The sequence below is a fragment of the Mycobacterium shunyiense genome (assembly GCF_058270035.1).
Window position 1 is genome coordinate 169,781 of sequence record NZ_JBZDPT010000007.1, and the last position, 24,073, is coordinate 193,853.

Below are 24,073 nucleotides of genomic sequence, written 5' to 3' on the forward strand. Positions count from 1 at the left end.
ATCCACTTCAACATTGGGCTTCACCGTAACCGTTGTCATGCCCGACGAGGGCCATTGCGTCGTCGAGTCCGCGCACGTCGTCGGTGTTCCACGGTTTGGCCCAGCCTGCGACGTCGAGGATCGCCGAGATGACCTGGCCGGTGAAGCCCCACACCAGCATCTCGTTGAGGAGGAACGCCGGGCCGGCGAATCGGCTGGTGTTGGCCTCCCGGTACACCATGAGGCGGTTCTCGGGGTTGGTGAAGGCGCGCACCGGAACCCTTGCGACGACGGCGGTCTCGGATTCGTTGACAACAGCGACGGGCCCCGGGTCGGGCGAGTAGGCCAGCACCGGGACCACGTGGAACCCGGACGGCGGGATGAACATCTTCTCCAGCGTCGCCAGCGGGTACAACCGGTCGGTGTCGATACCGGTCTCTTCCCAGGCCTCGCGAAACGCCGTGCCGACCGGACCTTGGTCGCCGGGATCGGTGGCGCCGCCGGGGAACGCGGCCTGGCCTGCGTGGTGGCGCAGTGTCGAGGCGCGGACCGTGACCAGCAGGTCGGCGTCCTCGGGAAGGTGAGGGGGCGCGCCCTCGGGTGGGCCGGAGAAGAGGACCAGGACTGCGGCGTCGCGCCGGGCGCCGGCCTGGGCGGCCTGATTGTTGGCCTCGACGATGCCCGCCAGCACCTCCGGGGGAACCCGTCGGCGATACGCGTCCGGTACCCGGTCGAGGTTGTCGACCAGCGGTTTGAGCCAGGGCGGGGCGGCATCCGGGAACAGCCCGTCGCGCGTCGATCTCACCCCGGGTGCTCCTATCGGCTAGAGCGGATCTTTTCGTCGACCGCAGCCGCGATCTCGTCGGCACTGACGAACGATCGGGGTAGGGTCCCGGCCACGCTACCGTCCGCACGCAGCACGACCGTCGCAGGCATGACGTTGGGCACCTTGAGCGCAGCCGCGACCAGCCGTCTGCCGTCCTGCAGGGTCGGAAGACGCACTCCGAGCTCGGCCAGACGCACCAGCGCCGCCGTCTCGTTCTCGTCCTGGTGCACCGTCACGACCAGCACGTCGTCGCCGACACGGCGCTGGTACTCGGCCATCGCCGGAAGCTCGTCGGCGCACGGGCCACACCAGTACGCCCAGAGGTTGAGCACCACGGTCCGGCCGGCCAGCGCCTGCGCCACGTCCACGGGCTTCCCGTCGCCGACGCACTCGAGAGTTATCCCACGCAGCGCTTCCGGTCCCGGCCCCTGCCCTGGCCCGGGGCACGGCGGCAACTGCGCACGAGCCCGGGGACCGGCGAGGGCCGCTGGAGTGTCGGCATCGCGATGATCGCGGGAGGTGGACTGTTGCCCCGTCCCGGCCTGCGGTGCGGGCTCGTCGCGCAGTTCCATCCAGAACGCGGTACCCAGCGCCACCAGGAGCACGAGGACCACCACGGTCCAGCGGGCCGATCTGCTCATCGTGCGGTCACAGCCCGGCCAGCGCCAGCAGATGCTCGGTCTCGGGACCTTTGACCAGTGCAGCAGCGGTGGGCGGATCGGTGGGCCCGAGCCCGAACGACGGGCAGTCCTTGGCCAGCACACACACCCCACACGCCGGCTTGCGGGCATGGCAGACCCGGCGGCCGTGGAAGATCACCCGGTGGCTCAGCAGGGTCCATTCCTTGCGTTCGATGAGCTCACCGATCGCGAACTCGACCTTGACCGGATCCTCTTCCTCGGTCCAGCGCCACCGCCGCACCAACCGGCCGAAGTGGGTGTCGACGGTGATGCCGGGGATGTCGAAGGCGTTACCCAGGATGACGTTGGCGGTCTTGCGCCCCACCCCGGGCAGCGTCACGAGGTCCTCGATGTTGTCGGGTACCTCGCCGTCGAACCGGGCCACCAACTCCTGGCCGAGTCGGATCAGCGAGGTGGTCTTGTTCCGGTAGAAGCCGGTAGGCCGGATCAGCTCCTCCATCTCGGTGCGATCGGCCTGGGCATAGTCCAGGGCCGTGCGGTATTTGAGGAACAACGCCGGCGTGGTCAGGTTCACCCGCTTGTCGGTGCTCTGCGCCGACAGGATGGTCGCCACGGCCAGCTCCAGCGGATTGGTGAAGTCCAGCTCGCAGTAGACATGCGGAAATGCCCGCGCCAGTTCACGGTTCATCCGTCGAGCCCTCCGAACCAGGCCCAGGTGGGTTTCGCTGTCCCACTTCTTGGACCGGCGCGTTTTCCCTGTCGGGGCGGCAGCCTCAGTCACGTCAATCAGCGTACTGACCTCGCCGGACATCCTCCTGCGCGGACCGGTGATGATTCGTGACCCCACTGAGACCTACGCCGTGTTAACTACTGCCTTGTGTCGTGGTTGCTGGTGGCGCTCATCCCGGGCTTGCTCATGCTGGCGGCGTTCGGGCTCGAGCGGCTGGAATCAGGGTTGGAACGAAAGCCCGCGTCTGCGGCGCCCGCGCCGCGGGTGAAACCGGTCCTCATCGACGTCGAGAGTGAACGTTTGCCGACGCGGTACTACGAACCGCAGGCCATAAATACCGGGTTTCCTGCGTCTCGACATGTCAATCGTGTGTAGCGTGGGCTAGTCGCGAAACCGCGTACCTCTAGACTGAGCAGGAAATATCAGTAAGAGGACAACACACCCAATAGCTTAAGGGGCAACGTGGACGAGATCCTGGCCAGGGCCGGAATCTTCCAGGGCGTCGAACCGACCGCCGTTTCGGCGCTGACGAAGCAGTTGCAGCCCGTCGACTTTCCGCGCGGGCATACCGTCTTCGCCGAGGGCGAACCCGGCGACCGCCTGTACATCATCATTTCCGGCAAGGTGAAGATCGGCCGCCGTTCACCGGACGGCCGCGAGAACCTGCTGACCATCATGGGCCCGTCGGACATGTTCGGTGAGCTGTCGATCTTCGACCCGGGGCCTCGTACCTCGAGCGCCACCACCATCACCGAGGTGCGCGCGGTGTCGATGGACCGCGACGCGCTGCGTGCGTGGATCGCCGACCGTCCCGAGATCGCCGAGCAGCTGCTGCGGGTGCTCGCGCGTCGTCTGCGCCGCACCAACAACAACCTCGCCGACCTGATCTTCACGGACGTGCCCGGCCGCGTGGCCAAGCAGCTGCTGCAGCTGGCTCAGCGGTTCGGAACCCAGGAGGGTGGGGCGCTGCGCGTCACGCACGACCTCACGCAGGAAGAGATCGCCCAGCTCGTCGGCGCGTCCCGCGAGACCGTCAACAAGGCACTGGCAGATTTCGCCCACCGCGGCTGGATCCGCCTGGAGGGCAAGAGCGTGCTGATCAGCGACAGCGAGAGGTTGGCCCGGCGAGCTCGCTAGCTTTCCTTTTCCGCGAAACGGCATTCCAGCAGCATTTGTTCGAGTAACCAGCTGCCGGAATGCCGTTTCGGCGTTTCCGGGCTCAGGCCCGCAGATAGTCCAGCTGGGCCTGCACGCTCTTCTCGGCGGCGTCCCACAGTTTCTGGTCGACGTCGGTGTAGACGTGCTCGACGACCTGGCGGACCGAGGCGTCCTCGCCGAGTTCCCGTAGTGCCGCCCGGACCTGGTCCAACCGCTCGTCGCGGTGCGCCAGGTACATCGCGGTCACCTCGTGCAGATTCGGCAGATCGGGTCCGTGGCCGGGCAGCACCGTCCGGGCGCCCAGGCCCTGCAGCCGTCGCAGGGATTCCAGGTAGTCACGCAGGCTGCCGTCCTCGGTGTCGATGACGGTGGTGCCGCGGCCCAGCACGGTGTCGGCGGTCAGTACCGCCCCTTGCCCGTTGTCGTCGTCGAGCACGAACGACAATGAGTCGACGGTGTGGCCGGGGGTGGCCATCACCTTGATCCGCAGCCCGGCCGCGTCGATCACCTCACCATCGGTCAGCGGACCGCCGAGGCCTCGCAGGAAGCCACTGCCGACCGAACGGACCGTGGCGCCGGTCAGGTCCACAAGCTTGTCGATGCCGCCGGTGTGGTCCTCGTGCTTGTGACTGATCAACACCAACGCGACGGTGCCCAGTTCGGCGATGCGGGCGATGTGCGCCGCATCGTCGGGTCCGGGGTCGACGATGACGATCTCGTCACTGCCCGGGCCGCGCAGCACCCACGTGTTGGTGCCCTCCAGGGTCATCAGCCCCGGGTTGTCGCACAGCAGCACCGAGGCCGATTCGGTCACCGGCCGTAACAGCCCGTAGGCCGGGTGCTCCGCCGCGGTCACGCGGTTTCGACGATGATCTCGACTTCGACCGGCGCGTTGCGCGGCAGTTCCGACACGCCGACGGCCGAACGCGCATGCGCGCCCGCCTCACCGAAGATCTCGCCGAACAGTTCGGAGGCACCGTTGACGACGCCCGGCTGTCCGCTGAATCCGGCTGCGGATGCGACGAACCCCGTCACCTTGATGATCCGGACGACGGAGTCGATGCCCACCAGCGCGTGCACGGCGGCCAGCGCGTTGAGGCCGCAGACCCGGGCCAGCTCGTTGCCCTGCTCGGGGCTGATCTCCGCGCCGACCTTGCCGGTGACCAGCAGCTCGCCGGCCTGGATCGGCAGCTGACCGGCGGTGTAGACGAGGTTGCCGGTCCGGACCGCGGGGACGTACGCGGCCAGCGGGGCGACGACGTCCGGCAGTTCGATGCCGAGCTCGGCCAGTCGCTGGGAGTTGGTCACTTCGGCCGCTTCAGGTAGGCGACATGCTGCTCGCCCGTCGGGCCGGGCAGCACGGAGACCAGCTCCCAGCCGTCCTGTCCCCACTGATCGAGAATCTGTTTCGTGGCGTGGGTCAACAACGGCACCGTGGCGTATTCCCATTTGGTCGCTTCGCTCACGCCGCCCACCTAGTTCCTTCGCTCATGGCCCGAGCTTATCGGTCGGACACCCAGGCTTGGTTAGCATGCACTGGTGGCAACCACAGAGAGCGGCGCCAAACACGTCGGCTGGCCGTCAAGGCTCACAAAGGCCCGGCTGCATTTCGTTTCCGGCAAGGGCGGTACCGGCAAGTCCACCGTCGCAGCCGCACTGGCGCTGGCCCTGGCGGCCGGCGGCCGCAAGGTGCTGCTGGTGGAGGTCGAGGAGCGCCAGGGCATCGCGCAGTTGTTCGACGTGCCGCCGCTGCCGTACGAGGAAGTCAAGGTGGCCACGGCCGATGGCGGCGGACAGGTCAACGCGCTCGCGATCGACATCGAGGCCGCGTTCCTGGAGTACCTCGACATGTTCTACAACCTCGGCCTGGCCGGCCGGGCCATGCGCCGCATCGGTGCCATCGAATTCGCGACCACGATCGCTCCCGGTCTGCGTGACGTGCTGCTCACCGGCAAGATCAAAGAAATCGTGACGCGCACCCCCAAGGACGCCAAGGGCAAGCGCGGCGTTTACGACGCCGTGGTGGTCGATTCCCCTCCCACCGGCCGCATCCCGCGGTTCCTGGACGTCACCAAGGCGGTCTCCGACCTCGCCAAGGGTGGGCCCGTGCACTCGCAGGCCGACGGTGTGGTCAAGCTGCTGCACTCCGAGCAGACCGCGATCCACCTGGTGACGCTGCTGGAAGCACTGCCCATCCAGGAAACGCTGGAAGCCATCGACGAACTCACCGAGATGGGCCTGCCGATCGGCAGCGTGATCGTCAACCGCAACATCCCGGCCTACCTGCCCACCGAGGATCTGGCCAAGGCCGCCGAGGGTGACATCGACGCCGACGCCGTCCGCGCGGGCCTGGATAAGGCTGGAATCACGTTGGCGGACAACGATTTCGCGGGCCTGCTGACCGAGTCCATCCAGCACGCCACCCGGATCGCGGCACGCGCCGAGAGTGCCGAACTGCTCGATGCCATCGACGTCCCCCGCCTCGAGCTGCCGTCGCTGGCCGATGGTGTCGACCTGGGCAGCCTGTATGAACTCGCCGAAGCACTGGAACAGCAGGGGGTCCGCTAGTGAGTACGAAACCGCCCGCCCTTGACATGCACGCCATCCTGTCCGACACCGCCAACCGCGTCGTAGTGTGTTGCGGCGCAGGCGGAGTCGGCAAGACCACCACCGCGGCTGCGATGGCACTGCGGGCCGCCGAGTACGGCCGCACCGTCGTGGTGCTGACCATCGACCCGGCCAAGCGACTGGCCCAGGCGCTGGGCATCAAGGATCTCGGGAACACCCCGCAGCGGGTTCCACTGGCCCCGGAGGTCACCGGGGAGCTGCACGCGATGATGCTGGACATGCGCCGCACGTTCGACGAGATGGTGGTGCAGTACTCCGGGCCGGACCGTGCCGATTCCATTCTGGAGAACCAGTTCTACCAAACCGTGGCGACCTCGCTGGCCGGCACGCAGGAGTACATGGCCATGGAGAAGCTCGGCCAGCTGCTGGCCGAGGACAAGTGGGATCTGGTGGTGGTGGACACCCCGCCGTCGCGCAACGCCCTGGACTTCCTCGATGCCCCGAAGCGGTTGGGCAGCTTCATGGACAGTCGGCTGTGGCGGATGCTGCTGGCGCCGGGACGCGGGATCGGCCGGCTGGTCACCGGCGCCGTCGGGCTGGCGATGAAGGCCCTGTCCACGGTGCTCGGCTCGCAAATGCTCTCCGATGCAGCAGGTTTCGTGCAGTCACTGGACGCCACCTTCGGCGGGTTCCGCGAGAAGGCCGACCGGACCTATGAATTGCTCAAGCGCCGCGGCACTCAGTTCGTGGTGGTGTCGGCGGCCGAGCCCGACGCACTGCGCGAGGCCTCGTTCTTCGTCGACCGGCTGTCGAACGAACACATGCCGCTGGCGGGGCTGATCCTCAACCGCACCCACCCCACGCTGTGCGATCTGCATGCCGACAAGGCAGAGGAAGCCGCCGACGCGTTGGCGGCCGAGGGTTCGGACCCGCTGGCCGAGGCCGTGCTGCGGATCCACGCCGACCGGGCCCACACCGCCAAGCGTGAGATCCGGCTGCTGTCCCGGTTCACCGGCGCCAACCCGCATGTCGCGATCGTCGGGGTGCCGTCACTGCCGTTCGATGTCTCGGATCTCGACGCGCTGCGCGCGATCGCCGATCAGATCACCGGGGAGGCGGCCGGCGCCGCCTGATCGGCGCCTTCCAGGTAGCGGCGGATCTCGGTCCCCAGCAGTCCCATCGCTTCCAACACCGGATCGCGATGGTCCTCACCCCAGGCCCAATTGGCCAGGACCGCGTAGCCCACCCGGCATCCGCTGTCCGGGTTCCCGACACATCCGATGTCGATCCGCGCGTCGGAGATGGTCCCGGTCTTGTTCCAGAGCTCGAACCCGGCGTCGGGCTCGGTGTGTGCCAGCGGGTCCAGGCCGAATGCCCGCGCCACCATGGACAGATCGGTGTTGACGCCGAGCCAGCGTCGCAACCGCTCGGACACCGCCGGGCTGTGGATGTCACCCCTCTGCAGGCGCGCCACGAACTCGCAGAGTTCCGCGGCATTCCCCGTGGAAAGGGTGAGCGGATCGTCCTGGGATCTGTTCAGCCGCACCCGGTCTCGTAACCCGCTCTCGGTGAACCCGAGGTCGCGGGTTGCGCGTTGCACCTCGTCTAGACCGAGCCGGCGAAGCAGAATGTTGGTGGCCATGTTGTCGCTGACCGCACCGATCAGCAGGCACAGGTCATCGATCCGTTGGTCCTGCTGCCGTAACAGATAGACGATGCCGGAGTCTGCCACCTGGTCCTCAGCGGTGGCGGCGAGGACTTCGCCGGGGTCCAGGGTCACGTCGTCGAACCGGCGCGCCACCTCGGCCAGTAGGAAGACCTTCCCCACACTGGCCGTCTTGAGCACGCGGTCCGGCGTGTGCTCCCACAGGGTCCGGCCGGTGCTCAGGTCGGTGATGCGGGCCGACCAGGTCGCGGCGTCGGCCAGCCAGGACGAGGCTCGGGAGAAGAACGCGCTCATGCCACTTCGGCGACGTCGGCGTCGACGGGTACCCGCCCGAACCGCTTGCGCAGGACGTAGGCCACCACGACCACACCGAGACTCAGGACGCTGGCCAACAGTTGGACGCGCTGATCGACGTCGAACAGCATGGCAACCAGGACCAGTACGAAACACGCGATCACCACGATGGTCAGATACGGGAAGAACCACATCTTCAGCGTCAGCTTGGACGGGTCGTCACGTTCGATGGCCCGGCGCACCCGCAGCTCGGAGATACCGATCATCACGTACATGAAGATGGCGACGACGCCGCACGAGTTCACGAGGAACAGGAACAGCGAGTCGGGGGCGATGTAGGCGAGCACCACGGAGATCCAGCCGATGACCGTGCTGGCCAGCACGGCCCTGGTCGGAACACCGCGGGAGTTGGTGCGCACCAACCACTCTGGTGCGTCACCGTGCGACGCGAGCACCCGCAGCATGCGCGAGGACGTGTAGATCGACGAGTTCAGCACCGAGAGCACCGCGGTGAGGATGACGAAGTTCATGATCACGCCGGCGCCGGGAATCTGCAGTTTGTCCAGGGCGGCCACGTACGGGCTGGACAGCACGGACGCGTCGTTCCACGGCAGGATGCACACGACCAGGAAGATCGACCCGACGTAGAACAGGATGATCCGCCAGATGACCCCGGTGGTGGCCCTGGCCACCGACTTGGCCGGCTCGGCGCTCTCGGCGGCGGCGATGGTGACGATCTCGGCTCCGCCGAACGCAAAGATCACCACCACGACGGCGCCCAGGATCGCCCCGACGCCGTTGGGCGCGAACCCGCCGTGGGACACCAGATTGCTCAGCCCACTGGTGTCGCCCGGCCACACTCCCGATACCCACAGCAGGCCCAGCACGATGAAGGACACGATGGCGGCGACCTTGATACCGGAGAACCAGAACTCGAATTCGCCGAACCAACGCACCGAGATCAGGTTGGTCACGGTCATCACCGCCATCAGCAGCATGGCCATGATCCACAGTGGCAAGCCGACCCAGACTGACAGGATCTTGGCCCCCGCAACGGCTTCCACCGCGATGATGATCACGTAGTAGTACCAGTACAACCAGCCGAGGGTGAAGCCGGCCCACGGGCCGATCCCCATCCTGGCGTAGTCGGCGAAGGCACCCGTCCTCGGCTTTGCGACCACCATCTCGCCCAGCATGCGCAGGGTGCACAGCACCAGAGCGCCGGCCAGAACATAGGACAGGATCGCGGCGGGCCCGGCGGTCTTGATGACTGCGCCGCTACCGACGAACAGCCCCGCACCGATGGCCCCGCCGATCGCGATCATGGTCATGTGCCGCGTTTTCAGCGATCTGGCCAGTCCGGAGCGGGGTTCATCGACGGAGGACAACTGGGGTTCCGATTCGAGCATGTGGCGGTCGCAATCAGTCGCAGGGGCGGATGGGCAGGGGCACGAGCGAGGGTTCGCCGGCCTCGGTCACGATCTGTTCGATCGTCTGGGCGCGCCGGACCAGCGACCAGCGTCGGCCGCCGTCCGGGTCGGTCTCCACCGCGTAGACCGCGGGCCGCGGTAATGCGTTGTAGGAGAAGTGGGTTGAGAAGTAGTAGCCGCCGGTGTCCGGTACGGCCACCAGGTCCCCTTGGTGGACGAGGGGTAGTTCTCGGCCGACGGCCAGCATGTCGCCGGTGAAGCACGCCGGACCTGCGATGTCCTGCAGCTGAGACTGCTCGGCGCGGCGCCGGCCCTGCGCGTCGTACACCTCGATCCGCAACGGCCATTCCCCCGGCCCGAAAATCGTGCGGGTCGCCACCTGCACACCGGCATGGGTGATGGCGATCTGCCTGCCCCCGGTGACCTTCGTGTACTCGACCCTGGCCACGATGGTGCCCGCCTTGGCCGTCAACGCCCGGCCGAACTCGGTGACCAAACCGTATGTGCCATCGAAGAGTTCCGGCACCATGCGCTCCAGGACGGCGCGGTGATCGGCGAAGGTCGGGACGATGTCGTCCGAGCTGAAGTTGACCGGCAACCCGCCACCGATGTCGATGCGGCGAACCTGCTGATGCCCGGTACGCGCCGTGATGTCGGCTGCGAGATCGGTGATCAGCCGGACCCCCTCGGCAGCGTGTTCCAGACTCAGGCCCTGCGAACCGCTGTGCACGTGTAGCTGCGTCAGCCAGGGCCGGGCCGCGAAGGCGGCGATGACAGTTTCGCGATGGTCGGCCAGACCGATTCCGAATTTGGACGTCGACGTCGCGGTGCTCATGGCGCCGATGGCCCCGGCCCCGGTCTGCGGATTCAGTCGCATGCCGATGACCGATCGGTGCCCACCCACCCGGACGACGGACTGGTCCACCCGCGCCAGTTCTTCGAAGTTGTCGATGTTGAACGAGATCCCGAGCGCCAGTGCCTGCTCGATCTCGGTCGCGGTCTTCGCCGGGGAGTCGAACACGATGTGTTCGGCGGGAAAGCCTGCGGCCAGCGCGAGTTGGAGTTCGCCCGGGCTCGCCACCTCGCAGCCGAATCCCGCCTGGGCGAACCGGGTGAGCACCGGACACAGCGTGATCGCCTTGGCCGCGATGGTGTGCAGTGCCGGCATGGATGCCGGATAAGCCTGGCTCAACGACCGCATCAGCTCATCGAGCGTGTCCAGGTCGACGACTCCGCACAGCGGGTGCAGGTCGTCGATGAACGCCTGCCGGGCAACATCGCCGACGACCTGTTCGCGGCGGCGCAGCAGGGTGTCCGGAGTCGGCAGGGTATCCCTGGTTCGCGGGGGTGCATCAATCACAGATAAACCCTATGAATGCGGCGGTTGGTGGTGAGAGCCATACGAGCTGAGGAATTTCGCGCGGATCTTCGTCGGATTCAGAGGAAGTGCCGCGACGCGGGTGGCGGTGTCTCCGAAATGCACTAACCAGATCCCGGTTTCTTGTCGATCTCGACGGGAGAGCGGCCCGCGCGGCGTTCCCACACCAGCAGGCCCAGGGCCGCGCGGAGCCTGGCCGCCGGTGACTGCAGGTCGATATCGGAGACCACGCGGATCCGGTCCAGCCGGTAGCGCAGTGAGTTGGCGTGGATGCCCAATTCGCGGGCGGCTCCGGTCAGATTGCCGGGATGGTCGAGCACCGCGGCGACGGTGTCGATGAATGCCGTGCCGTGGTCGGTGTCGTGCCGGCGCAGGGCTGACAGGGGTTCTGTCATCACGTCGGCCATCGGATCGAGCAGGTCGGCCGCCCGCACCAGGGCCAGTGCGTCGGGCACGTCGGCAGCCGTGAGAACCGGCTGCCTGACCTGCGGCGGGTGTGCGGCTCTGAGCGCGGCAGCGTCGAGAACCTGACGCGCGACGATGGCAGAGTCGCGCAGGTAGGCGATGGCCTCGACGACGGGGCCGACGGCGACCGCGCCCGCGTGGGCAGGCGAAACCCGGGCCAGGTGCCTGGACAGGCTGTCGGCCAGATCCGTCTCGGCGGATTCGTCGTCCAGCACCGGAAGCACGATGAGCAGTTCGTCCCCGACCCGTGCCGTGCGGGCGCCGGCGCGGAGCGCCTGGACATGGAACATCAGGGCGCGCGACGCAGACGTGTCGGCGCCCAGCGCCAGGACAGCGTGTCTGCTGTCTGGCTGCAGCCCGAGCAAGGCCGCCGGGACTCCAGGGTCCACCCCACGCGAGAGCAGGTCGACCAGGGCCGATTCCTGGAGGCGACGTTCGTATTGGTCGCGGTGAACTTCCCGCAACATCATCGCCGCGGCGGTCTGGCGTACCTGCAACAGCAGCTGGCGCAGTTCTTCGCGGTCGGTAGCGTCGTCCAGCGCCGCCCAGATGGTGCCCAGCGTTTCGGTGCCGGATTTCATCGACACCACCATGCGGGCCGGGTCGTCATCCTCGGCGTTGCGCACGACCACGTCATCGGATCGCCAGACCGCGGGCAGGAATCCGGTGGACATGAGCCGTTCGACCCGCCAGGCGGGTACCGCACCGCCCAGGATCGTCTGGTTCCGAATCGGGTCGACATCCGGCCCCACGACGGCATAGGCCAGCACGCGGGAATCCAGATCCTCGATGGTCACCGGGGCGCCGGTCTGGCTGCTGATCCAGCGGGCCAGGGCCTGCAGGTTGTCCACCTGCGGGGCCGGGTTGACGATGCGGCCCGCACCGAGCAGCCGGATCAGGACCCGGAACAGTTCGCTCCAGCCCACCCAGGGCGAACGCCGGAACAACCTCGTGGAGTGGACGGGCAACATCGATACGTCGGTTGCCGCGTCGGGTGGAAGCACAATGGCCGCAGCGGTTCCCACCTCGTCGAGCAACGACCCGAGTGCGAAGCGATCCTCTACGCGGGTGCTGACCAACACGATGGTGCCGGTGTAGTCCGCCGGGGTGCCGGGCTCATGCAGGACGACGTCATTCAACAACGGATCGTCGGCGGGTTCGGCGGTCGGTAGCGGCATCAACATGCCGGCGGCGCCAGAAACCATCGCCGACAACGGAAGAACGCTGGCAGGCTCACTCACTGCCGCTGATTACCATGTGCCACAACCGAATACACTACCGTCGGCTGGACTTTGGCGCGCGCGGGCCAGGTCAGCCCGCGAGAAGACACCGGCGCTAGACCGCGCTGCGGTGGTGCTTGCGCTGGGCTGCGAAGAACTCGGCCCAGGAAATGACTTCGGGATGCTGCTTGAGCAGGGCACGACGCTGACGTTCGGTCATCCCGCCCCAGACGCCGAACTCCACACGGTTGTCGAGTGCATCGGCACCACATTCGAGGATCACCGGGCAGTGGCGGCAGATCACCGCGGCTTTGCGTTGCGCGGCACCGCGGACGAACAGCTCGTCCGGATCGGCTTGACGGCATCGCGCCTGTGAGACCCAGGCGATCCGGGCTTCACCTTCGCCTCGATGGACCAGATTCGTGGCGGGGGCGGAAGCGTTCATCTTGTCTGCGACAGTTCTTGTACCTGACACCAGCGATCCCTTCGTTCCTGTCATCTCCCCAGATGACGGGCGTTGAACCTTCCGGTGTAGAACGCTATTGCGATCTACGCCACATTGCGACAGCCCGTGTTACCTGGATCGCACTGTGTGTCCAAGCTAGGTGGTCAGAGGGTATTTACGCAACAGTTTGTCGCCCACTTTTTTGGGACGGCCGTGCCGTCTGACCCGGTTCGGTGCGCACCGAGGTGTTTCTGCAGGCAAGCGCGATATGTCCGCGGGGCCCGCTCACAGGCAGCGCCGCTCGGCGACCTGGCTACTCTGTACCCATGCCGGAGCCGCCGACACGACCGCCCGCGCAGCCACCCCAAGCGGTCACCATCATCAAACTCGCCTGGTGCGTCCTGCTCGCGAGTGTGCTGGCGGCCACCTTCATGTTCCCGTTGGTGGGTGGATTCGGCCTGATGTCGAACCGGGCTTCCGACGTGGTGGCCAACGGCTCGGCCGCCCTGGTCGACGGCGAGGTTCCGCAGGTCTCGACCATGGTCGACGCCAAGGGCAACACCATCGCGTGGCTGTATTCACAGCGACGCTTCGAGGTGCCGAGCGATCAGATCGCCAACACCATGAAGCTTGCCCTGGTCTCCATCGAGGACAAGCGGTTCGCCGAACACAACGGCGTGGACTGGCAGGGCACGCTGACCGGCCTCACCGGATATATGCGCGGCGACTCCGACACCCGCGGCGGTTCGACCATCGAGCAGCAGTACGTGAAGAACTACCAGCTGCTCGTCATCGCCCAGACCGATGCCGAGCGCCGCGCCGCGATCGAGACCACACCGGCCCGCAAACTGCGTGAGATCCGGATGGCCCTCACGCTGGACAAGACCTTCACCAAGCCCGAGATCCTGACCCGCTATCTGAACCTGGTCTCGTTCGGCAACGGCGCGTTCGGTGTTCAGGACGCTGCACAGACCTATTTCGGCGTCAACGCCTCCGAGCTGAACTGGCAGCAGGCCGCGCTGTTGGCCGGCATGGTGCAGTCCACCAGTGCGCTGAACCCGTACACCAACCCCGACGGCGCCCTGGCCCGACGGAACCTGGTGCTGGACACCATGATCGACAACATCCCGCAGGAGGCCGACGCGCTGCGGGCCGCCAAGCAACAGCCGTTGGGCATCCTGCCGCAGCCCAATGAACTGCCCCGTGGCTGCATCGCAGCCGGTGACCGGGCGTTCTTCTGCGATTACGCGCTGGAGTACCTGGCCCGCGCCGGACTGTCCAAGGAGCAGGTGGCCAAGGGCGGTTACCTGATCAAGACCACGCTGGACCCCGATGTGCAGGGCTCGGTGAAGTCGGCGATCGACAGCATCGCCCGCCCGGACGCACCCGGCATCGCCAGCGTGATGAGCGTGATCAAGCCGGGCAAGGAATCCCACCCGGTGCTGGCGATGGGCAGCAACCGCACCTACGGCCTGAACACCGATGCCGGCGAGACCATGCAGCCGCAGCCGTTCTCGCTCGTCGGCGACGGCGCCGGATCGATCTTCAAGATCTTCACCACGGCCGCGGCCATGGACATGGGGATGGGCATCAACACCCAACTGGCGGTGCCCGGTTTCTTCCAGGCCAAGGGGCTGGGCAGCAGTGACACCCCGGGTTGCCCGAAGGAAACCTGGTGCGTGAAGAACGCCGGCGGCTACCGAGGTTCGATGAGCGTCACCGATGCGCTGGCCACCTCCCCGAACACCGCGTTCGCCAAGCTGATCTCGCAGATCGGCGTGCAACGGTCGGTCGACATGGCCGTCAAGCTGGGGCTGCGGTCCTACGCGCTGCCCGGCACCGCCCGCGACTACGACCCCGACAGCAACGAAAGCCTGGCCGACTTCGTCAAGCGCCAGAACATCGGCTCGTTCACCCTGGGGCCCATCGAGGTCAACGCACTCGAATTGTCGAATGTCGCGGCCACGCTGGCCTCCGGCGGCACCTGGTGCCCGCCCAATCCGATCGGCCAGGTGCTCGATCGCCACGGCCAGGAGGTGTCGGTGACGACCGAGACCTGCGATCAGGCGGTGCCCGAGGGGCTGGCCAACACCCTGGCCAACGCGATGAGCAAGGACGACCAGGCCGGCGGCACCGCCTCCGGGTCTGCCGGTTCGGTCGGCTGGGACCTGCCGATGTCGGGCAAGACCGGCACCACCGAGGCGCACCGGTCGTCGGGCTTCCTGGGCTTCACCAATCAGTACGCCGCGGCCAACTACATCTACGACGATTCCACCAGCCCCGGCGAGCTGTGCTCGTTCCCGCTGCGCCAGTGCGGCGACGGCAACCTGTTCGGCGGTAACGAACCGGCCCGTACCTGGTTCACGGCGCTGAAGCCGATCGCCAACAACTTCGGCCCGGTCGCCCTGCCGCCGACAGATCCGCGTTACGTCGACGGCGGCCCCGGCTCGGTGGTCCCGACCGTGACCGGACTGGATGAGACGGCCGCGCGCCAGCGGCTCAAGGAATCCGGATTCCAGGTGGCCGATGGCTCCGCCTCGGTCAACAGCAGCTCGCGCGCCGGCACCGTCGTCGGTACCGCGCCCAGCGGCCAGACGATTCCGGGCTCGATCATCACGATCCAGGTCAGTAACGGGATCCCGCCGGCCCCACCGCCGCCCGAGTTCCCGTTCCCGCTGCCGGGCGGCCCGCCGCCCGAGATCGGCCAGACGGTCGTCGAGATCCCGGGGTTGCCTCCGATCACCGTCCCGGTGCTCGGCCCTCCACCGCCCCCGTGACCATCGGTTCGCAGTAGGCTTGCCTGCATGTCAGTGAAGAAGGCAGCTGCCGTCACCGCCGGTTCGCTGGTTGCCGGGATCGGCTACGCAACCCTCATCGAGCGCAATGCGTTCGTGCTGCGGGAAGCGACCATGCCGGTACTGGCCCCTGGCTCGTCACCCCTTCGGGTGCTGCACCTGTCCGATCTGCACATGCGTCCCAACCAGCGCCGTAAGCAGGCCTGGCTGCGTGATCTGGCACGCCTCGAGCCCGATCTGGTGGTCAACACCGGCGACAACCTGGCCCATCCGAAGGCCGTGCCCGCCGTCGTGCAGTCCCTGAGCGATCTGCTGTCGGCGCCCGGCCTGTTCGTGTTCGGCAGCAACGACTATTTCGCGCCGCGTCTGAAGAACCCGCTGAACTACCTCACCAACCCGGATCATCGGACGCACGGTGAACCGCTGCCGTGGCAGGACCTGCGGGCAGCGTTCACCGAACGTGGCTGGCTCGACATGACCCACATCCGTCGGGACGTCGAGGTGGCCGGGCAGCACATCGCGGTGGCCGGCGTCGATGATCCGCACCTCAAGCGCGACCGCTACGACACCATCGCCGGCCGAGCCAACGGCGCGGCGAATCTGACTTTGGGGCTCACGCACTCCCCCGAACCGCGGGTGTTGGACCGCTTCGCCGCCGACGGCTATCAACTGGTGCTTGCCGGGCACACCCACGGCGGGCAGCTGTGCCTGCCGTTCTACGGAGCCATCGTGACCAACTGCGAACTGGACCGGTCGCGAGCCAAGGGCGCCTCGAAGTGGGGTTCCCACATGCAGCTGCACGTGTCCGCGGGTATCGGCACGTCGCCGTTCGCGCCGGCGCGGTTCTGCTGCCGCCCCGAGGCCACCCTGCTGACGCTCGTCGCAGCGCCGACCGGCGGCGGCCACGTCGGGATCAGGGCCGGGCAATCCAGCCCGGCCGTCTCGGCCCGGTGAGCCAACCGGGCTGCACCGCGTCGCGTCCCCGGCCACGCCGGTGGGTCGACAATGCGGTGCGGCTGATCGAGGCCGATTCCAAGCGCAGCGCCGACACCCATCTGCTGCGTTATCCGCTGCCGGCGACCTGGAGCAGTGGTGTCGACGCGCAGTTGTATCTCAAGGACGAGTCCACCCACATCACCGGCAGCCTCAAGCACCGGCTGGCTCGGTCCCTGTTCCTCTACGGGTTGTGCAACGGCTGGATCGGTGAGGGCACCACGATCATCGAGGCGTCCTCGGGGTCGACAGCGGTGTCGGAGGCCTACTTCGCCGCACTGCTGGGGTTGCCGTTCATCGCGGTGATGCCCGCCTCGACCAGTGGCTCCAAGATCGCGCTCATCGAAGCCCAAGGCGGCCGTTGCCATTTCGTCGCGGAGTCATCGCAGGTGTATGCCGAGGCGCAGCGGTTGGCCGAGGAGACCGGCGGGCACTACCTGGACCAGTTCACCAACGCCGAACGGGCCACCGACTGGCGCGGCAACAACAACATCGCCGAGTCGATCTACGAGCAGATGCGTCTGGAACCGCATCCGGTTCCGGAGTGGATCGTGGTGGGGGCCGGCACCGGTGGCACCAGTGCGACCATCGGCCGCTACATCCGCTACCGCAGGCATGCCACGCAGTTGTGTGTCGTCGACCCGGAGAATTCCGCGTTCTTCCCCGGCTACGCGCAGGGCCGCGACGACGTCGTCACGGGCGCCTCGTCACGCATCGAGGGCATCGGCAGGCCGCGAGTCGAGCCGTCGTTCCTGCCGGGTGTGGTGGATCGGATGATCACCGTCCCCGACTGCGGGTCGGTGGCCGCGGCGCATCACGCCAGCCGGGTCCTTGGCCGCCGCGTCGGCCCGTCGACCGGAACCAACCTGTGGGGGGCGTTCCAGCTGCTGGCGGAGATGATCGCGCACGGCCGCAGCGGGTCGGTGGTGACCCTGCTGGCCGACAGCGGTGACCGCTACGCGGATACCTACTTCGATGCCGACTGGCTCAGCGCCCAGGGCCTGGACCTGTCGGATTCGGCGGAGGTGCTGTCGGAGTTCGAGCGCTCGGGCAGCTGGTCCTGATCCGTCTCGGCCGTCAGGAACAGCCAAAACGCTGCCAGCGCGAAGAACCCCAGGTAAATGGTGGCGCCCAGGACGGTCATGAGTACTCCAGTCGGTTCGGATGTCGTCAGTGGGTAGAACACCACCGACACCCTCATTGCTTCCCGTCGCCGATCTTCGTCACTTCCCGTGGTCGGTTTCCACACCAGGGTTGTGATCTGCGCCGGCGCACCGCCCAGCGGCAGAAACCGGCGCAGAGGTGGCCGTTTGGCGTCCGAGGTACCCGGTGCGATACGCTGTCGGAGCTTCACACGGGGTGTGGCGCAGCTTGGTAGCGCGCTTCGTTCGGGACGAAGAGGTCGTGGGTTCGAATCCCGCCACCCCGACTCGTGTGTTCAAGGCCCAGACCAGAGAGATCCGGTCTGGGCCTTTGTCTTTCCGGTCGAAAGCTTGCCTATCCCGGTAGTCCCTGTTCTTCCGGCGGCAGCGGAGCCGGTCCCTTGATTCCCGGAGTGGCCATGGGGACCTCGGGTGCCTGCGCCGGGTTGGACGGCGTGATGGTTACCCCGGTCTGCATCGGAGATGCCGGCTCGGACCCGAGAAGCGAGACGGGATGACTCTGCAGGCCTCCGACGACCCCCAACGCACTCAGTGCAACAACCGCGCATCCACCAACCGCGGTGGAGAGTTTGATGCCGAATTTATTCATATCGAACCAATCCATTGAAAACATAGAGTTTCTATGCAATGGAAACCGTTGCGACCCCGGCATCTATTCCCAATCTCGGGCCGGTCCCCGGACGGATCGCCAGGCGGGTCAGGCGCCGTCACTCATGCGGATGGCCTTTCTTGCCGTGGCCCTTGCCGTTGCCGTTCCCATTGCCATTGCCATCGCCATCGCCCTGGTCTTGACCGTGGCCGTTCCAGTTGCCCCAATCGCCCTCGTCAGGCGGGAGCGTAGGCCGGAAGGTCGGGATGCTCGTCGCGGCAGGCACCGTCGGCTCGACAGTGGTGGTCACCGGCGTCACGGCCGGCGCGCGCTGCGGCGGCGGATCGGCGATCAGCAGGATGGCCCCGAGGACGCCGGCCGCCGCCACGGCCAGTCCGGCGAGCACCATCCGAACGCGCGACCGGCGGGCCGGTAGCGGGGAAGGCAGCATCAGGGTCGCAGGAGGAGCCGTCGGCGCGGCGTGCAATGCCGCCCGCATCTCGGCGGCGTCGGCGAAGCGATAGGCCGGGTCCCGCGCCATCGCGCGCTCCAGCACGTGGACCAGAGCGGGGTCGACGTCGGGGCGCAGCATGCCGATCGGCATCGGGGCTTCGTCGACGACTGCGCGCATGGTGGCGATCGGGTGGTCCCGAGTGAAGGGCCGCCGTCCGGTCAGCGCCTCGTAGCCGAGGACACCGACGGCGTACAGATCATCCGACACCGTCGCCGGGTGGCCCGTAATCCGTTGTGCGCTGAGGTAATCCGGTGTGCCGAACACGGTCCCGACGTGGGTGTGGGCGGTTCCGGCGGTCTTGGCGATACCGAAGTCGGCAAGCTTGGCGGTCCCCGAACTGGTGATCAGGACGTTGCCAGGTTTGATGTCGCGGTGCAGGATGCCCGCGCCGTGGGCAGCGGTCAGCGCACCCAGCAGGTCGGTCAGCACCCAACGCACCCGGTCAGCGGACAGCGGTCCGGCCGCGATCTCCTCGGCAAGGGTCGGCCCAGGCAGCCTTTCCATCACGATGAACGGCGTCCCGTGGTCGTCACCGCAGTCGTGGACCGCGACGATGTTGGGGTGGTTGAGCGCGGCAGCGGCGCGCGCTTCGTCCTCGAACCGCCGACGTGTCGCTTCGTCGGAGGCCAGGGCCGGGTAGAGCAGTTTGATCGCGACCGGACGCGACAGCCGGGTGTCCCAGCCATCGCGCACCTCGGCCATGCCGCCTCGGCCGAGCACGCCACGTAGCTCGTAGCGGCCGGCGAGCGCCGCCGTCATAGATCTCCCCTCCGCCGTGCGCTTGGCTCCAAGTATCCCGGAGTGCCGTTCTACGGCATGCTGGCACCATGCCCCGGTTCAGGCTGGAACCCGCCGACGCCGCCTTCTTCAGCACGGCGCCGCACACCTTCACCTATCAGAAGCGGTTCGCCGCGCCGCCAGAAAAGGTCTGGGAGTCGCTGGTCTCCGATGAGTCCCTGGCCGCCTGGGGACCGTCGGTCAACAAGGTCGAGTGGCTGTCGCCGCGGCCGTTCGGCGTCGGCACCTCCCGCGAGGTGACGCTGGCACCCGGGGTCGCTCGGGTGCACGAGACGTTCTTCCGGTGGGAGGAGGGCCGGCGGTACTCGTTCACCGTCGACCACGCCAACATTCCGTCGCTGCGCCGGTTCGCCGAGGACTACCTGGTAGAGCCCGCGGGCGACGGAGAGACGCAGTTCACCTGGATTGTGGCGATCGAGCCGAAGCCGTTGTTCGCGATCCCGTTCAAGGGGTTGGCGCCGGTGGTCAAAGCGGCGTTCGGGCGCCTGGCCTCTGACGGCCAGCGCTATTTCGCCCGAGTGTGACCAAGGTCCCAACCAAGCAGTTGATAGCGTCGGCCGATGGCCGCGCTGAGCTGGATCGCCGAACTGTTGCAGTTCGATCGCGATGGTGATGACTTCTGCATTCGGGAACCGCGCAGAGGGGCGACCGAGCGGCTGTTCGGCGGGCTGATCGCCGCCCAATCGTTGAGCGTGGCGGGGGCCACGGTCGATGGCGGCCAGCTTCCGCAATCGCTGCACACCTACTTCGTCCGCGGCGGTCGCTACGACGCCGACGTCGAGTTCCACGTCGACCGCACCCGCGACGGACGCGCGTTCGCGACCCGGCACGTCACGGCCAGCCAGGACGGCAAGGTGATCCTGGAGATGCTGGCGTCGTTCCATCAACCCGAGCCCGGTCTGGATTGGTCTCCCGACGCCGTGCCCGCCCTGGAGTTCGACGCGGCCGCCCCAAAGCACGACGTCATGGACTTCGGCGACAAGTTCGACCTACGCACCATGCCCAGCGACACCTCAGAGTTCGCGGTGTCGCCGTTCTGGATCCGCAGCCAGGTCGAGATCGAGGACGATCCGCTGATCCGGGCCTGCACCCTGACCTTCATGTCGGATCTCGGTCCGGTCCCCTCAGCGCTCCCGCCGACGGTCCCGCTGCGGTCCGATCTCGGCTTCGCCGCCAGCCTGGACCACTCGATCTGGTTCCATCGCCCGTTCCTTCCCCGCGGCTGGCACCGATATGAGTTGCAGTCGGCGAACCACAACGATTCCCGTGGTCTGGCCCGCGGCTCGCTGTACGACGCCGCCGGCACACTGATCGCCAGCGTCAGCCAGGAAGCGCTCTGGCGGATTCCGGTCTAGCTGCGACGTTTGTCACCGCCGCAGGGCGGGCAACCGGTGGCATGAAGATCTCCGATGTCGCGTCCTGGCCGGTCGAGCTCGGTGCCGCGATGCGGCACCGACGGCTGTTCCACCCGAACGGTGTGCTGGCGCGAGGCCATCTGGAGCGCACCACACCCGCCGGCCGAGGCCTGCCGCTCTACTCGTGCGATGTGGTCGGGAGGTTGTCGAAAGGGATCGGGACACCGGATTCGGTGCCGGACATCGCCGGCCTGGCGTGGCGGATGCCACCGCAGCTGTCGGGGACACCGTGGGATGTGCTGTTGGCCTCCACACTGGCCGGCAATCGATTTGTCTTGTGGCCGGCCAATTCCTGGGCCGGGATCACGTTCTCGAGTGTGATGCCGCTGCGATTCGAGGGCGCGCTGTGGTGGCTGCGAGCCCGCCTGACCACCGACTTCGATGGCGCCGGGCTTTCGCTCGGCAGCGTGAACCAGCAATTGGAACGCGGTGGGGTCGAGTTCGACATCGAGCAGTCCCCCGCCACCGGCGAATTCGAGCCCGTCGCCCGGCTGTCACTGCGCGAGAAGCTGCCGCACGGTCGTGACGTGTCCTTCGATCCCGCACTGCACGAGGCCGACGGCGTCCGACTGGTGCCCACGTGGCTGGCAGATATCCGGCGCAGCGCCTACCACGGCAGCCGCGTCGGGCGCGATGCCGAATAGCGTTCAGTCGGGCGGCTCCTGACTGGTGCTCTCGGTGGTGTCGACATCCGGGGTGTCTTCCGGAACTTTCTTGGCCCGATCACGCTTGTCGGTCGCTTCACCGCTGTTCTCGCGGTGCTCTTCGTCGTAGATCCCCTTACCGGTTGGCATGAGCTTGAGATACCCGTCGCCGTGGGTTTCAACGCATCGCGAGCGCTACAGCCGGGCCTTGACCGCCGCCGACAACCGCGCCCCGTCGGCCTTGCCCGCGGCAATGGCGGTGGCGGCCTTCATCACCTGGCCCATCTGACGCATGCCGGGCCGTTCCCCGATCTGCTCGGCGACCTGCGCGATGGCGGTGTCGGCGACGTCGGCCAACTCGGCATCGGTCAACGGGGTGGGCAGATACTCGTCGATGATCCTGGCCTCGGCGTGCTCGTTGGCCGCCAATTCGCCACGCCCGTTCTGGGTGTAGACCTCGGCCGCCTCGCCGCGCTTCTTCGATTCGCGGGCCAGCACCGCGATCACCTCGGTGTCGGACAGTTCCCTTGCCTGCTTACCGGAGACCTCTTCGCTCTGGATGGCGGCCAGCACCATTCGCAGGGTGGCGGTGCGCAGTTTGTCCTGCGACTTCATCGCGGCGGTCAGATCCGCACGCAGCTTGTCCTTGAGCTCGGCCATAGCGCCAACCTAGCTGCGATCAGTCGTCGCCCGCCACGAATTTCGCGTCGACCGCGACCGAGACCTCGATATCGGCGGGTGCGAACTCGATTTCGGGCGCCACGCCTCCGCGCACTGCCATGGCACGCATCATCGGCGGGGACGACGAATCGTCGGGCGGCCGGCACACCATCCCGGCGTCGCCGATCGCCACCGGCCGCACCGGCCCGAGTGCCAGGGCATCGGAGTAGCGCTGGGCCCGGGTGACGGCGTCCTGCACCGCCTGGGTGTGGACCTGGGCGACCAGCTCATCGCGATGCTCGGTGGTCAGCGCCCATTCGATCCGCGACAACGAAAAGCCGCCGGTTTCGGTGACATGACCGCCGACCCATCGCGACAACGCGGTGAAATCGCTGAACTTGACCTGGATGTCGACACTTGCGTGGTGCACGAGCGGCAGCTGCTTGCCCTCGTTGTTCCAGGGTCGGTTGGCCCAGGTGCGGACCTGGCCGGTGGACCACCAGGTGACCGGGCCGGCCTCGGGCTTGTGCAGCGGGGTGATCGAGGATTTCACCGTGTCGAGGTCGCGCACCACGCGCTCGTATACCGGTTCGATGGCCGGCCCCTCGTAACCGAGCGTGGCATGGACCGTCGCACGTTCCGGCGGCCGAAACGCGGAAAAAGACCCACGCACGATGATCTCGGTCGGCATGGGTCCACCGTAGTTGCTGACGGGAACTACGGTGAGAGGATGACGAGCGGTCGGCCATATGCGGGGAGTGCCATCCCGCTTCGCCCGTTGAGCCTGACCGACATTTTCAGCGGCTCCCTCGCCTACGTCCGCACCAATCCGAAGGCGACGCTGGGTCTGGCCACCGTGGTCGTTCTCGCGTCGCAGATCGTCACGCTCGCACTGCAGATCGGGCCGCTGTCCGCCCTCGGCGAATTCGACCCCACACTGCAGGGCGAGACCCCGTCATCCGGGACCATCGCGGTGTTCGCGACCGGGGCGTTCGTCGGCATCGTCGTCACGACTCTGGCCTCGCTTCTGCTCAGCGGCATGCTCACGGTGGTGATCGGCCGCTCGGTGTTCGGCGGCACCATCACCATCGGCGAGGCCTGGCGACGGCTGCGCGGACGGTTGCCGGCGCTGATCGGGTTGACCGTGTTGCAGGCCCTGGCCCTGGTGGTGGTCGTCGGGATCGTCGCGGTCGTGATCGTCGGAGCCGGTGCACTGGGCGGCGGGTTGGCCGCGTTCGCCGTCGGTATGCCACTCGTGCTGCTCACGTTGCTCGGTGTGCTCTACGTGTCGACGGTTCTGCTGTTCGCCCCCGCGGCGATCGTGCTGGAGCAGCTTGGCATCGTCGATGCGGTCAAGCGGTCATTCACGTTGGTGAACAAGGACTTCTGGCGTGTGTTCGGCATCTGGGTGCTGGCCACCATCGTGGCCGCGGTGATGGCCTGGGGGGTGGGTGCGCCGTTCAACGTGGCGGGGCAGATCATGACGATGGTCGCCGAGGGCCCCACGGTGCCTGCACTGATCCTCACTGCCGTCGGTGGAGCGATCGGGCAGATCGTCACCGCACCGTTCAGCGCGGGCGTGGTGGTGCTGCTCTACGCCGACCGGCGGTTCCGCGCCGAGGCGTTCGACCTGATGCTGCAGACAGGCGCGGGTGCACCGGTGGAAACTACCGACCAACTATGGCTGCCGCGGTACGTCTGA

Annotated in this window: 26 protein-coding genes and 1 tRNA gene; 11 read left to right on the forward strand and 16 right to left on the reverse strand. The window is 67.3% G+C overall.

Going from position 1 to position 24,073, the window contains the following annotated elements:
* Positions 1 to 7: 7 nt before the first annotated feature.
* From AC4ELS_RS07310 to nth, 3 genes are read right to left on the reverse strand one after another with little or no spacing between them, the layout of a single operon-like run.
* Entirely contained in the window at positions 8 to 784 is a 777-nt protein-coding gene (locus AC4ELS_RS07310; protein WP_064881181.1) for an NUDIX hydrolase, read from the reverse strand.
* Between the two features lie 11 nt (positions 785 to 795).
* Positions 796 to 1,446, reverse strand: coding sequence for a TlpA family protein disulfide reductase (locus AC4ELS_RS07315; protein ID WP_499046566.1), 651 nt, complete (start codon positions 1,444 to 1,446; stop codon positions 796 to 798).
* A gap of 7 nt (positions 1,447 to 1,453) precedes the next feature.
* Entirely contained in the window at positions 1,454 to 2,134 is a 681-nt protein-coding gene (nth, locus tag AC4ELS_RS07320) for an endonuclease III (RefSeq protein WP_064881186.1), read from the reverse strand.
* A 504-nt stretch (positions 2,135 to 2,638) separates the two neighbouring features.
* On the opposite strand from nth, the gene crp reads away from it, so the two are divergent.
* Positions 2,639 to 3,313 carry a cAMP-activated global transcriptional regulator CRP gene (gene crp / locus AC4ELS_RS07325; RefSeq protein WP_003883807.1) on the forward strand — a complete coding sequence of 225 codons (675 nt, stop codon included), beginning with the start codon at positions 2,639 to 2,641 and terminating at the stop codon, positions 3,311 to 3,313.
* Between the two features lie 82 nt (positions 3,314 to 3,395).
* Here the strand turns inward: crp and AC4ELS_RS07330 are convergent, their stop codons facing one another.
* The 3 genes from AC4ELS_RS07330 to sp36 are packed head-to-tail and all read right to left on the reverse strand — an operon-like array spanning position 3,396 to position 4,800.
* Entirely contained in the window at positions 3,396 to 4,190 is a 795-nt protein-coding gene (locus tag AC4ELS_RS07330; RefSeq protein WP_448445340.1) for an MBL fold metallo-hydrolase, read from the reverse strand.
* The gene (locus AC4ELS_RS07335; protein WP_498887550.1) at positions 4,187 to 4,642 is read right to left on the reverse strand and encodes a RidA family protein; all 456 of its coding nucleotides are present in this window, start codon (positions 4,640 to 4,642) and stop codon (positions 4,187 to 4,189) included. Before AC4ELS_RS07335 ends, AC4ELS_RS07330 begins: the two co-directional genes overlap by 4 nt.
* On the reverse strand, positions 4,639 to 4,800 hold the full coding sequence (gene sp36, locus AC4ELS_RS07340) for a Sp36 family protein (RefSeq protein ID WP_088305483.1): 162 nt from the start codon (positions 4,798 to 4,800) through the stop codon (positions 4,639 to 4,641). Before sp36 ends, AC4ELS_RS07335 begins: the two co-directional genes overlap by 4 nt.
* Before the next feature lie 70 nt (positions 4,801 to 4,870).
* Here sp36 and bagA point away from each other — a divergent pair, with 70 nt between their 5' ends.
* A complete protein-coding gene (gene bagA, locus AC4ELS_RS07345) occupies positions 4,871 to 5,902 on the forward strand; it encodes an ATPase BagA (RefSeq protein ID WP_448445643.1) in 1,032 nt (343 codons plus the stop codon).
* On the forward strand, positions 5,902 to 7,035 hold the full coding sequence (gene bagB, locus AC4ELS_RS07350; RefSeq protein WP_448445336.1) for an ATPase BagB: 1,134 nt from the start codon (positions 5,902 to 5,904) through the stop codon (positions 7,033 to 7,035). The genes bagA and bagB overlap by 1 nt, the downstream gene beginning before the upstream one ends.
* Here the strand turns inward: bagB and AC4ELS_RS07355 are convergent.
* From AC4ELS_RS07355 to AC4ELS_RS07375, 5 genes are all read right to left on the reverse strand, one after another.
* Positions 7,002 to 7,862, reverse strand: a complete 861-nt coding sequence (locus tag AC4ELS_RS07355) for a serine hydrolase (protein ID WP_499046568.1) — start codon at positions 7,860 to 7,862, stop codon at positions 7,002 to 7,004. The two genes, bagB and AC4ELS_RS07355, sit on opposite strands and share 34 nt — an antisense overlap.
* Positions 7,859 to 9,271 carry an amino acid permease gene (locus tag AC4ELS_RS07360; RefSeq protein ID WP_064958179.1) on the reverse strand — a complete coding sequence of 471 codons (1,413 nt, stop codon included), beginning with the start codon at positions 9,269 to 9,271 and terminating at the stop codon, positions 7,859 to 7,861. The genes AC4ELS_RS07355 and AC4ELS_RS07360 overlap by 4 nt, the downstream gene beginning before the upstream one ends.
* Before the next feature lie 13 nt (positions 9,272 to 9,284).
* Complete coding sequence (locus AC4ELS_RS07365) at positions 9,285 to 10,652, reverse strand: type III PLP-dependent enzyme domain-containing protein (RefSeq protein WP_499046571.1); 1,368 nt, start codon at positions 10,650 to 10,652, stop codon at positions 9,285 to 9,287.
* A 122-nt stretch (positions 10,653 to 10,774) separates the two neighbouring features.
* Positions 10,775 to 12,376: a PucR family transcriptional regulator gene (locus AC4ELS_RS07370; protein ID WP_498887557.1), complete on the reverse strand. Its 1,602-nt coding sequence runs from the start codon at positions 12,374 to 12,376 to the stop codon at positions 10,775 to 10,777.
* Positions 12,377 to 12,470: 94 nt separating this feature from the next.
* Entirely contained in the window at positions 12,471 to 12,800 is a 330-nt protein-coding gene (locus tag AC4ELS_RS07375; RefSeq protein WP_019347376.1) for a WhiB family transcriptional regulator, read from the reverse strand.
* A gap of 326 nt (positions 12,801 to 13,126) precedes the next feature.
* Here AC4ELS_RS07375 and ponA2 point away from each other — a divergent pair, with 326 nt between their 5' ends.
* The 4 genes from ponA2 to AC4ELS_RS07395 all read left to right on the forward strand — a co-directional run bounded on the left by ponA2 (position 13,127) and on the right by AC4ELS_RS07395 (position 18,017).
* Positions 13,127 to 15,577 (forward strand): transglycosylase/D,D-transpeptidase PonA2, encoded by a 2,451-nt coding sequence (gene ponA2, locus AC4ELS_RS07380; RefSeq protein WP_064881206.1) that lies wholly within the window; start codon positions 13,127 to 13,129, stop codon positions 15,575 to 15,577.
* Positions 15,578 to 15,604: 27 nt separating this feature from the next.
* The gene (locus AC4ELS_RS07385; RefSeq protein ID WP_064881207.1) at positions 15,605 to 16,549 is read left to right on the forward strand and encodes a metallophosphoesterase; all 945 of its coding nucleotides are present in this window, start codon (positions 15,605 to 15,607) and stop codon (positions 16,547 to 16,549) included.
* A complete protein-coding gene (gene cds1 / locus AC4ELS_RS07390) occupies positions 16,546 to 17,652 on the forward strand; it encodes an L-cysteine desulfhydrase Cds1 (RefSeq protein ID WP_463791843.1) in 1,107 nt (368 codons plus the stop codon). The genes AC4ELS_RS07385 and cds1 overlap by 4 nt, the downstream gene beginning before the upstream one ends.
* A gap of 291 nt (positions 17,653 to 17,943) precedes the next feature.
* Positions 17,944 to 18,017: transfer RNA gene (locus AC4ELS_RS07395), tRNA-Pro, on the forward strand.
* A 68-nt stretch (positions 18,018 to 18,085) separates the two neighbouring features.
* On the opposite strand, the gene AC4ELS_RS07400 is transcribed toward AC4ELS_RS07395, so the two are convergent.
* Together AC4ELS_RS07400 and AC4ELS_RS07405 are read right to left on the reverse strand one after the other, a co-directional pair.
* A complete protein-coding gene (locus AC4ELS_RS07400; RefSeq protein WP_498887561.1) occupies positions 18,086 to 18,355 on the reverse strand; it encodes a hypothetical protein in 270 nt (89 codons plus the stop codon).
* A gap of 103 nt (positions 18,356 to 18,458) precedes the next feature.
* Entirely contained in the window at positions 18,459 to 19,613 is a 1,155-nt protein-coding gene (locus tag AC4ELS_RS07405; RefSeq protein WP_499046573.1) for a serine/threonine-protein kinase, read from the reverse strand.
* Between the two features lie 68 nt (positions 19,614 to 19,681).
* Here AC4ELS_RS07405 and AC4ELS_RS07410 point away from each other — a divergent pair, with 68 nt between their 5' ends.
* From AC4ELS_RS07410 to AC4ELS_RS07420, 3 genes are read left to right on the forward strand one after another with little or no spacing between them, the layout of a single operon-like run.
* Positions 19,682 to 20,176, forward strand: a complete 495-nt coding sequence (locus tag AC4ELS_RS07410) for an SRPBCC family protein (RefSeq protein WP_499046575.1) — start codon at positions 19,682 to 19,684, stop codon at positions 20,174 to 20,176.
* 36 nt (positions 20,177 to 20,212) lie between these two features.
* A complete protein-coding gene (locus tag AC4ELS_RS07415) occupies positions 20,213 to 21,007 on the forward strand; it encodes an acyl-CoA thioesterase (protein ID WP_463791846.1) in 795 nt (264 codons plus the stop codon).
* Positions 21,008 to 21,048: 41 nt separating this feature from the next.
* The gene (locus AC4ELS_RS07420; RefSeq protein ID WP_463791847.1) at positions 21,049 to 21,711 is read left to right on the forward strand and encodes a phosphodiesterase; all 663 of its coding nucleotides are present in this window, start codon (positions 21,049 to 21,051) and stop codon (positions 21,709 to 21,711) included.
* A gap of 3 nt (positions 21,712 to 21,714) precedes the next feature.
* Here the strand turns inward: AC4ELS_RS07420 and AC4ELS_RS07425 are convergent, their stop codons facing one another.
* Genes AC4ELS_RS07425 through AC4ELS_RS07435 form a run of 3 tightly spaced genes read right to left on the reverse strand, consistent with a single transcriptional unit; the run spans position 21,715 to position 23,062 of the window.
* A complete protein-coding gene (locus tag AC4ELS_RS07425; RefSeq protein WP_165609148.1) occupies positions 21,715 to 21,861 on the reverse strand; it encodes a hypothetical protein in 147 nt (48 codons plus the stop codon).
* 45 nt (positions 21,862 to 21,906) lie between these two features.
* Positions 21,907 to 22,371: a GatB/YqeY domain-containing protein gene (locus tag AC4ELS_RS07430; RefSeq protein ID WP_003883826.1), complete on the reverse strand. Its 465-nt coding sequence runs from the start codon at positions 22,369 to 22,371 to the stop codon at positions 21,907 to 21,909.
* Between the two features lie 19 nt (positions 22,372 to 22,390).
* Positions 22,391 to 23,062 (reverse strand): SIMPL domain-containing protein, encoded by a 672-nt coding sequence (locus AC4ELS_RS07435; protein WP_499046577.1) that lies wholly within the window; start codon positions 23,060 to 23,062, stop codon positions 22,391 to 22,393.
* Between the two features lie 39 nt (positions 23,063 to 23,101).
* Here AC4ELS_RS07435 and AC4ELS_RS07440 point away from each other — a divergent pair, with 39 nt between their 5' ends.
* A complete protein-coding gene (locus AC4ELS_RS07440; RefSeq protein WP_499046580.1) occupies positions 23,102 to 24,073 on the forward strand; it encodes a DUF7847 domain-containing protein in 972 nt (323 codons plus the stop codon).